15 protein-coding genes are annotated in these 7,815 nt (G+C 55.3%); 4 read left to right on the top strand and 11 right to left on the bottom strand.

Annotated features, from left to right (window positions below):
- Positions 1 to 32 precede the first annotated feature (32 nt).
- From CE491_RS30075 to CE491_RS00570, 11 genes are all read right to left on the bottom strand, one after another.
- Complete coding sequence (locus tag CE491_RS30075) at positions 33 to 347, bottom strand: hypothetical protein (protein WP_199884917.1); 315 nt, start codon at positions 345 to 347, stop codon at positions 33 to 35.
- 327 nt (positions 348 to 674) lie between these two features.
- Positions 675 to 1,073 (bottom strand): phage protein NinX family protein, encoded by a 399-nt coding sequence (locus CE491_RS00610; RefSeq protein WP_110946448.1) that lies wholly within the window; start codon positions 1,071 to 1,073, stop codon positions 675 to 677.
- Positions 1,070 to 1,243, bottom strand: a complete 174-nt coding sequence (locus tag CE491_RS30070) for a hypothetical protein (RefSeq protein ID WP_199884916.1) — start codon at positions 1,241 to 1,243, stop codon at positions 1,070 to 1,072. The genes CE491_RS00610 and CE491_RS30070 overlap by 4 nt, the downstream gene beginning before the upstream one ends.
- On the bottom strand, positions 1,240 to 1,506 hold the full coding sequence (locus CE491_RS00605; protein WP_110946447.1) for a hypothetical protein: 267 nt from the start codon (positions 1,504 to 1,506) through the stop codon (positions 1,240 to 1,242). Before CE491_RS00605 ends, CE491_RS30070 begins: the two co-directional genes overlap by 4 nt.
- Positions 1,506 to 1,700 (bottom strand): hypothetical protein, encoded by a 195-nt coding sequence (locus CE491_RS00600; RefSeq protein ID WP_110946446.1) that lies wholly within the window; start codon positions 1,698 to 1,700, stop codon positions 1,506 to 1,508. Before CE491_RS00600 ends, CE491_RS00605 begins: the two co-directional genes overlap by 1 nt.
- The gene (locus CE491_RS00595; protein ID WP_110946445.1) at positions 1,700 to 2,401 is read right to left on the bottom strand and encodes a replication protein P; all 702 of its coding nucleotides are present in this window, start codon (positions 2,399 to 2,401) and stop codon (positions 1,700 to 1,702) included. The genes CE491_RS00600 and CE491_RS00595 overlap by 1 nt, the downstream gene beginning before the upstream one ends.
- Entirely contained in the window at positions 2,398 to 3,324 is a 927-nt protein-coding gene (locus tag CE491_RS00590; protein ID WP_110946444.1) for a DnaT-like ssDNA-binding domain-containing protein, read from the bottom strand. Before CE491_RS00590 ends, CE491_RS00595 begins: the two co-directional genes overlap by 4 nt.
- Positions 3,325 to 3,326: 2 nt before the next feature.
- A complete protein-coding gene (locus CE491_RS00585; RefSeq protein ID WP_234407458.1) occupies positions 3,327 to 4,016 on the bottom strand; it encodes a KilA-N domain-containing protein in 690 nt (229 codons plus the stop codon).
- A gap of 173 nt (positions 4,017 to 4,189) precedes the next feature.
- Positions 4,190 to 4,411 carry a hypothetical protein gene (locus tag CE491_RS00580; protein ID WP_110946442.1) on the bottom strand — a complete coding sequence of 74 codons (222 nt, stop codon included), beginning with the start codon at positions 4,409 to 4,411 and terminating at the stop codon, positions 4,190 to 4,192.
- Between the two features lie 19 nt (positions 4,412 to 4,430).
- The gene (locus CE491_RS00575; protein ID WP_110946441.1) at positions 4,431 to 4,637 is read right to left on the bottom strand and encodes a hypothetical protein; all 207 of its coding nucleotides are present in this window, start codon (positions 4,635 to 4,637) and stop codon (positions 4,431 to 4,433) included.
- A 31-nt stretch (positions 4,638 to 4,668) separates the two neighbouring features.
- A complete protein-coding gene (locus CE491_RS00570; protein ID WP_110946440.1) occupies positions 4,669 to 4,863 on the bottom strand; it encodes a Cro/CI family transcriptional regulator in 195 nt (64 codons plus the stop codon).
- 34 nt (positions 4,864 to 4,897) lie between these two features.
- Between CE491_RS00570 and CE491_RS00565 the strand changes: the two genes are divergently transcribed.
- From CE491_RS00565 to CE491_RS00550, 4 genes are all read left to right on the top strand, one after another.
- Positions 4,898 to 5,779 carry a LexA family transcriptional regulator gene (locus CE491_RS00565; protein WP_234407457.1) on the top strand — a complete coding sequence of 294 codons (882 nt, stop codon included), beginning with the start codon at positions 4,898 to 4,900 and terminating at the stop codon, positions 5,777 to 5,779.
- 380 nt (positions 5,780 to 6,159) lie between these two features.
- Positions 6,160 to 6,969 carry a hypothetical protein gene (locus CE491_RS00560; protein WP_199884915.1) on the top strand — a complete coding sequence of 270 codons (810 nt, stop codon included), beginning with the start codon at positions 6,160 to 6,162 and terminating at the stop codon, positions 6,967 to 6,969.
- Positions 6,966 to 7,292: an STAS-like domain-containing protein gene (locus CE491_RS31105; protein ID WP_110946437.1), complete on the top strand. Its 327-nt coding sequence runs from the start codon at positions 6,966 to 6,968 to the stop codon at positions 7,290 to 7,292. The genes CE491_RS00560 and CE491_RS31105 overlap by 4 nt, the downstream gene beginning before the upstream one ends.
- Complete coding sequence (locus CE491_RS00550; RefSeq protein WP_110946436.1) at positions 7,267 to 7,767, top strand: hypothetical protein; 501 nt, start codon at positions 7,267 to 7,269, stop codon at positions 7,765 to 7,767. Before CE491_RS31105 ends, CE491_RS00550 begins: the two co-directional genes overlap by 26 nt.
- Positions 7,768 to 7,815 lie beyond the last annotated feature (48 nt).

The raw sequence follows: 7,815 nt of genomic DNA, 5'->3' as shown, positions 1-7,815 counted from the left end.
CCTGGGTCAGTTTTCAGTCGGCAGAACAGCCGTTAATGGGTCAGTTTTCGGTCAGCGGCAACATCGATGGCCTTCTTGCACTGTTGCTGCATCTCGATTTTGGCTTGGTCTAGGTAATAATCCTGATCACTTGCCGCTTCGTTCGCTGACAGCAATCCATGCACATATGGCAGTTCAATCACCAGAGCGGCGCGGGAGGCTTGCCATGCCCACCAAGCGTCTTTTAACCGGGTGGCAACATAGCTTTCAGGCTCGATGTGGCTACGTTTGAAAGCAAACTCCCCATGATCGGGGTAGCGAAGGCGCCAAGCAGATTCAAACTCTTCCCGCATTTTCTCGATGCTCATCGGAAAACCTCCTGCAGATTCGCAGGCGCAGTGACCCGCTGAACTTTGTGATGCACGCCGTATGCGGCTACCAGGGTGATAAGGGCTATGCAGATCCAGATGGTGTTGGTCATGGGGTCACCTTCTCCCAGTAGCCATTCATCCAAGTCCATGGTTTCCAATCGCTCGCCGTCGATACCCAACGCTCAACCGAGTCATAGAAACCATCGGACTGACCGCAGCTTTCACAGAACCGGCGCCTTTCGAAGCTATTCTCGAAGCGCGCCCCGAAAGGTGCATCAGCTCGCAGCGCATCACAGGAGATACACCGGCAGTTCTTTGAAAAGCTCATACCAGCTCCTTCGGCACGCTTACGGTCTCACCCAGAACAGAGGCGACGATGGCGCGGCAGGCGGCGATGAGGTGGGTTGGGCCATCGCCCGTCCCTGATGAATCATTCAGGCCGGTTGCAGCAAAATAGTGCTCGGGGTAAATAGCGAAACCGACCCGGTGCTTCTCGATTAGCGGCCCACCGTCTCTCCAATCTTCGGACGGCTGATACCAAATCCAGCATTTCCATTCAGAGATGGAAGATTCGCGGCATGAAAGTTCAGGGTCGAATTCCTGAACGAAAGATGGTCGGCCATTACGGAGGACAAGACCTTCAACCTCTTCAACCTTCGCCACCGCCCAATCCAGCGCCGCGCCTGTCAGTTCGGCGGTCTTTACTTCAACGAATTCGCTCATACACCACCCCGCATAATCTGGTCGTGCTTGATCAGGGCCTTGGTTTTGGTCGCGATGTACCAACGGTCAAGGATTGGCGCGGGCGTGCCGGTGGCGAAAAGCTCCCAGGTACGGAAGTGATCCCACAGCACATTCAGCGCGCGGCCTGTTCGTTCGATGTGGGTGTTCATACGCACCCCTGGATCACGCGAACGTTGCTTTCCTTCTCGATCAGGTAGTTATCGAAGGTGGTTTCACCGCCGTCATGCCGGTAGTTGAACTTCGCTTCGAAGGCCTCAATGTCGAGGTCGCACAGGCACTCGTTTTCCATTGGCAGGCCGCTGTGTGTTGGCAGATCGCTTTCATCGCAACCGACAATGGCGGCCAGCTCAGTCGATGTCTCGACTTCAGCGGGGTTTCCGTGGAGTGGGGTAACTTCAAACCAGATGCACATCACTTACGCTCCTGAATCAATTTGTCGACACACGCCACCCAGGCGGATGAGCCCCGCTCCGTGCTTCTTGCGCAGATCTGCGCCAGCGATGGATCGGGGGCAATCAGCCAGCCGAAGCCCACGCATACGGCCAGAAACAACAATGCGATCAACGCCCCCTGAATCGCAGGCCAGAAATAACGATGTACTTCCATCACGAAGTCCTCTTGCCGAATTTCGCCATCAGCAGCTCTCGCGCCGACTTGCCGTCAGCGGGGATGCCTTGCTTGGCGATGCGATTTTGGGTTTCCTGTTCGGCCAGCTCATCGGCCAGTTCCAGTGCTGTTTTCTGGCGGTCGTGGCCGATGCCGGTCAGGATCTTTCCGTCGAGGCGCTGGCCGGCCTGGGCACGACGCAAGACGATCATGTAGTTGCGATCAAAGCGCTCGCGCAGTCCCTTGTTCTCCTGCTTCGAGCCGCGTAGATCGAACAGGCCCGTGGCCTCGGCTGCGATCTTCACGCCGTCATGGCTGTAGGTGCCCATCAGCGCTTCGAGCCACGCGTCAGCGGCGAGGGGCATGCCGAAGTCTTCAGGCCCTGGTATGCACATGGCGATGAACTCACCAACGCTCGGCGCGAATGGTTTCTTGAGCTTGCGGCACTTCTGGATGCCGAACTCGATCTGCTCCAGGGTGCGGATGCCCTCGTCGGCGAACTCCTTGATCCATTCGGCCTTGGCGGCGTCGAGCGCTTCAGTCGATGGCCAGGCTTGGCGCCATGCAGGGAAGATTCCCCGCAACCGGCGGAACAGATCGTTCACGACTTCGGCGGTCTCGAGCGAGACAACGACCGGCTCTGTCACAACCACCGGCGGCAAATTGCTCATCTTCGCGAGGAGCTGCGAGGCGGCTTTCACGGGTTCACCACGAGATTGTCAGCCCAGGCAGTGCTGTCGAAATCTGGCTCGGCGCTGTGCCGTCGAGCAGGGAACTGGCGAACATTGCTCGCCTTCGCTCGGTCGGACTTCACCCAGCCCACCAGCATCGAAACCCACTTGGCCTGGGTGTTCAGCCCACCAGTGGATTCGTGGTGAGCCGTGAACGATGCAGTGGCTTCATGGGTGAACAGGTCAGGCGATACGCCGAAATGCACGCAGTAGGTCTTCAGGAGCTTGGCGTCAGGCTTCCAGTCCAGCGTCATCTCCACTGGGGCCTTTGGGTCGACAGGTTGCTCCGGCTGTTCCTCGGGGGTGTCCTCAAGGTCGCCAAAGCCTTCGTAGGTTTCCGCAACCACAGCCCCTGAAGCCGGATCGCCCTCGCCCGCGTTGAGAGAGTGGTGTTGATGTTCTTCAGGAATCGGTGAATCAGAGAATCGGTGAATCAGGGCGTTATCTAACGGTGGATTAACAGGCTCTAACTGTTCCTTAACGTTATTTGCTACATCTTTAACGTTAACCTTGCGTGAGACACCCGTTACGACACCGTTAGCCTTGCGTTCGTGAACAGTCAGAAAGCCGTCAACATCAGGGATGGTGCTGTCCTTTTCAGTCCCATGAGGGCGCTGGTGCTTCTGGAAGTTGTCAATCTCGATGGCGCTGAAACCGTCCACGCTGTAACGCGTGATGAACTTAGCCTCTGCCAGACTGGCAAGCCCCTGATCGACGTCATAGGTATCGCAGGGGAACAACTCCATCTTGATTCGTTTAGGGCGATCTTCCAGGCGCCCCTCTCGGTCTGCTAAGCACCACAGTCCTATGAACAGGAGGCGGTCAAATGCAGGGAGTTCGGCTATCAGCTCGTTGCTGAACAGTCCGGGTTTGATATTGCGTGCGCGTGCCATGATCAGAACTCCAGGCGCTTGATTTCGGAAAGAAGGGCCCGGCTGTGACGCTGGATATAGATCTGGCTGAGCTTCTCTTTGCGGGATTCGTAGTCCATGCCAACGTCAATCAGCGATGCGTTGACGCGCTGCAGGTGCTCGATGCACTTGATTTCGCACGGGGTGAGGTGGTCGCGAATAGCTTCGGTCGGACCGATACAGTGCGCAGCGCGATATGCCTTGGATGGCATGCCCAGAGCGATGCGGTTGATCAGGTCGAACTCGTTGCTGAAGTGGTAGTGCTTGATCTCCTTCCCAGCTGCCAGACGGCCATGCTTGATGGCGTCAGTCAGGGCTGGAGCTTCGAGACGAGCGCGTTCGCGAGAATGGCGAGCCTCGACAGCCTCAAGCTGGCCGGTAACCACAGAGTCAAAGGTGCGGATGACATGAAGGTGAAAGCGAGCGTTCACCCACATGGCGTAGGCATAGATCAACTCGCGAGCAACGTAGGTGCCCCCATTTCGACCCTCAATAGTCACTACCGGCAAACTACCCGGATTCTGGGTAGTTAATTCGGTGACCATTTCGGCGAACGATTCGGTCGCCATGAACTTGCCTGGCTCTTTGGTACGCTTGTTGGCGCCATCAGCCACTGCTGCTTTGTGCAGATCGTTGAGGCAGTAACGGCCTTCATCGTCCTGCTTGATTCTCACGCCGCACAAAACAGAAATCCGCGCCACGTTTTCAGAGATAACGAAACGTGGCGCGGCGTGTATTGATGGTGTGTTGACATTTATGTGCTGAGTACGCATTATTTGCCTCACTAAGTTGTTCAAAAGGCCGGGTCACTACCCCGGCTTTTTTTTGCCCAGAGTTTTTGTCGGGGCTAATTCGGGTCGGATGTGGGACCTTTTTGGCCCAGTCCTTTCGGTGGTCCGTTGATGTCCACCAACTTCGCTTTTGGTCGTCCGGCAGATGTAAGTCCGCCCATGGCAATCCCCTCGATGACGATTTCTTCCATCGCCCTTTCAAAGGTCCAGCCGTTTGCAGCAATGAGCCCGTCCACCTTTTTTTGCGTGGCAGGGCTCAGGCGTTCGTATTCGAGCACTTGACCCTCCTTTGGCCCACTAGGCCGCGCTAGACTCGTTCCGGTCCTTCAGCAGTGCTTCGATTGCGCCGTTTTCAACGGCCCACTCAACAAGCAGGTAGAGGAATGTTCCGTGCTGTTTTTCAGCCCGGATCGCAGATCGCGCGGTGATCTTTTCCAGCGTGCTGTTGAGGCTGACCTTGTGGCGCTTGTCGCGGCGGTGCTCTTTTGGCTTGTCGTAGGCCATGGCTGTAACTCCTGTGTGGCTGATGAAGTGGTTAGGCGGCAGATTTTTGGGACGGAAACGGGCGCTGCTCCTGAGCAGACAGGCTCCCGTCTTCGTTAAAGGTCACGACGACATCACGGCCCACACGGATGGCTTTGCTCAAGGCGCCTTGGGTGCAGCCGAGCATTTGCGCAGCCTTCGTATGGCCGTGTTCTTTTGCGAATTCTGAAAGCGGGATACGGCGCATAGCGGCGTCCTCAACGTGTTAACTCGCCATCAGTATGACCGCCGGTATTGTTGATAGTCAATACCGGCGATATTGGTTGCGCGAATACCGCAGGTATTATGATTTGTGGATGACTAAAGACTCTCGAAGACTGCCGCTTGCCGATTGGCAACTGGACGATAGCGACCGCCTGAAGGAAATCTTTCAGAAAAAGCGTGCGACCTTAAAGCTCACCCAGGAAAAGCTTGCTGATGGCTTGGGCGACGGCGTAACGCAGGGGGCAATCAGCCATTTCATGAATCGCCGAACAGCGCTCAGCCTCAAAGCTGTAGCAGTATTTGCGAAAATGCTAGACGTGAAGATCGAGGAGATCAGTCCCACACTGGCGCGCCAGATCGAAGAAATGGGGTTGAGCGCTCCGGCTGAGCCAAAGCATTCAACAAGCGCACACCCAAGAACAGCCGCAAACACCCCCTTCCCCGGAGGAGGCGATGCGGAAGCGGTCGAAGACAAGTACGCACACATTCCCCAATACAGTGCCAAGGCTGCTGCCGGACTGGGCCATGAAAACCCTCACGTCGAAAAAGTAGCGACACTCGCCTTTAAACGTGACTGGCTCCGCACTAAAGGCGCCAAGCCCGAGAACTTGCTGGTGATCTACGCCGAGGGTGAAAGCATGTGGCCGACGATCAACGACCATGATGTGCTGCTGGTGGACAAGTCGAAGATCGAGCCCGCTGATGGGCATGTGTTCGTTCTGACAAGCACAGAACGCGGCGCGATCGTGAAACGGCTGATCAAGGGAGCCCTGAGCAGTTGGATCATCCGGAGCGATAACGAGGATAAGGAAAACTACGGCGATCTGCAGCTTTCGCGCAGCGACGTGAATGAGCATCGGATTATTGGGCGGGTTATCTGGCGGGGCGGCGATCTGTGACCCTCCCCAAGGTAGTAGACGCCAAGTGGCCGAGGTCGGTGCTGGGGTGATGGGATGTGGCTAGGAAGTGCGTACGGAGTGGTCGGGTGAGCTCGATTTGCAGCCAAGCAATGGAGAGCCGATTTGTATCGGCATAAAACATATCTGTCAATCACACGCTCAGGAAGGAACCGTCGTTGAAAAGGCTTAGGAGAAGCGCTGTTTTTTTGTTCCGGCGCCGCGCGCTGGATGAGCTATCCAAGGTACAAGGTAAGAGAATCAATAAGGATGGACACCCCCCGCCGCGCTTCAGCGTAGTCCGATCGCCTCCCCACTTTGATATTTATGAGGCCGGCCCTCGTGGGCGTACGCTGATATTTATTGAAAAGGTACGGAGACTGGTGAATGAAGGGTCTAGGCGGATATGGATCGACTTTTCAGACACCAGAAAGTTTGGTTCTGGAGGCGCAATTCTATTTTTCGCAGAGCTTTCCCGTCTAATCGAAAGCACGAAATCGTTGATGATCAGAGGGTCGCTGCCAAGGAGCAATAAAGCTGCACAAGTCCATCAACAGATAGGCTTGTCGCGGCTCCTCAAGACGAAAAACAAAACTGAATGCCTGGATGGGGACGTCGTGAACTGGAGGAGCGCGAGAGGACAAGGGGCCGTTGGAGAAAAGTATGACGAAATAATGGGCTACTACGATGGGAGGATCACTGACTCTCTCCAATCTGAGCTTTATACGGGCATCACGGAAGCCATGACCAACGCCCATCAGCACGCCTATATCGACCAGCGCGGCGACGGTATTACGACACCCGCTGACTATCGTCCTTGGTGGATGTTCTCCCAAGAAAAGGACGGGAAACTTTCCGTTGTATTTTGTGATCTAGGTGTTGGCATCCCCGCTTCTTTGCCTCGCACAAGGCAGCGGCTTTGGCGCCTAATGCGGAACATGACCCAAGGGCGTCAAATTGAGGGAGCCGTCCGGGAGAGCCAGACCCGCACCAAAAAACAGCACCGCGGGAAAGGATTGAGACAAATTATCCAGACGATAAGCTCATGCAAAGGCGGAAAGGCCATAATCTTGAGTAACAAAGGATGGTATTCTATGAAAGCAGGCAAGAAATCGTCTGGAGACTTTTCAGACTCGATCATGGGTACCGTAATTTACTGGCAGATGCCACTGCCGCCGAGGCTTGAACCATGAAAACCATAAGTCTAGCAAGGGATTTCACGAAATTTCCTGCGGGGCGCTACAGAGACGACGGCCCCTACAGTGGCGAGCTTTTTAGGGATATGTATCTCACCCCCGCGCTGAACTCGGACGAAGTGATCACCATTGACCTTGATGGAGCGCGCGGCTACGGGTCGTCTTTTCTGGAGGAGGCGTTTGGTGGGTTGGTGCGTCTCGGTTTCCCTGCCGATCGGGTTTTGACACGCATCAGATTGATCTCTAAGGACTCCTCGCTTATCAACGAAATCCAATCCTACATAAGGGACAGCCTTGGACCTGCTCGCCAAGTACACTAGTCTGTTTACTCTGATGACGGTGGTATTGGGATGGATAGTCGTCAACTGGCAGAACAACAACAGAGAAGAGAGGAAGGAGGTAAGATCCTCTCTTTCGGAGGCTATCGAAGAAATAACTAGCCTCGAGGATGAGGCAGTCAAGTATCACTCGGCAGATTCGAGATCTGCAGAAGGCGAGCGAGAAATCACCAAGCGGATTACTCGCCTAAGCTCCAGGATCAGACATCTCGGCATTGAGAGCGACGAATCGAGGCGGCTGTTCATCAGATTCAAGCAGTCTATGACTCTTGATAACTTTGAAACAAACAGATTCTCCCAACAAGGTACGGACTCGGAGATCCTTGAGATGATCAGCATGCGGTCTGAGGAGCTGCAAGACGCACTTGAAACGCAGTTTTCTAGATTGTTTCGGGGTCCTTTTCTTCATCGACTTGCTGCTTCCATCCGACAGTTTCTGATGCGCTGCAAACCCTGATCAGCCCGACCCAGCGCCGGGCTTCCCTCTCTGCCCCGCCCCCGCATT

The sequence above is a fragment of the Pseudomonas bohemica genome (genome assembly GCF_002934685.1).
Lineage (GTDB): Bacteria > Pseudomonadota > Gammaproteobacteria > Pseudomonadales > Pseudomonadaceae > Aquipseudomonas > Aquipseudomonas bohemica.
Note: the sequence above shows the minus strand (reverse complement) of the source record. Positions and strands in the feature narration are given on the sequence as shown.

Coding starts and splice junctions, on each gene's coding strand:
- CE491_RS30075 (WP_199884917.1), bottom strand. CDS start 347: ATGAGCATCGAGAAAATGCGGGAAGAGTTTGAATCTGCTTGGCGCCTT.
- CE491_RS00610 (WP_110946448.1), bottom strand. CDS start 1,073: ATGAGCGAATTCGTTGAAGTAAAGACCGCCGAACTGACAGGCGCGGCG.
- CE491_RS30070 (WP_199884916.1), bottom strand. CDS start 1,243: ATGAACACCCACATCGAACGAACAGGCCGCGCGCTGAATGTGCTGTGG.
- CE491_RS00605 (WP_110946447.1), bottom strand. CDS start 1,506: ATGTGCATCTGGTTTGAAGTTACCCCACTCCACGGAAACCCCGCTGAA.
- CE491_RS00600 (WP_110946446.1), bottom strand. CDS start 1,700: ATGGAAGTACATCGTTATTTCTGGCCTGCGATTCAGGGGGCGTTGATC.
- CE491_RS00590 (WP_110946444.1), bottom strand. CDS start 3,324: ATGGCACGCGCACGCAATATCAAACCCGGACTGTTCAGCAACGAGCTG.
- CE491_RS00575 (WP_110946441.1), bottom strand. CDS start 4,637: ATGGCCTACGACAAGCCAAAAGAGCACCGCCGCGACAAGCGCCACAAG.
- CE491_RS00570 (WP_110946440.1), bottom strand. CDS start 4,863: ATGCGCCGTATCCCGCTTTCAGAATTCGCAAAAGAACACGGCCATACG.
- CE491_RS00565 (WP_234407457.1), top strand. CDS start 4,898: ATGACCGCCGGTATTGTTGATAGTCAATACCGGCGATATTGGTTGCGC.
- CE491_RS31105 (WP_110946437.1), top strand. CDS start 6,966: ATGAAAACCATAAGTCTAGCAAGGGATTTCACGAAATTTCCTGCGGGG.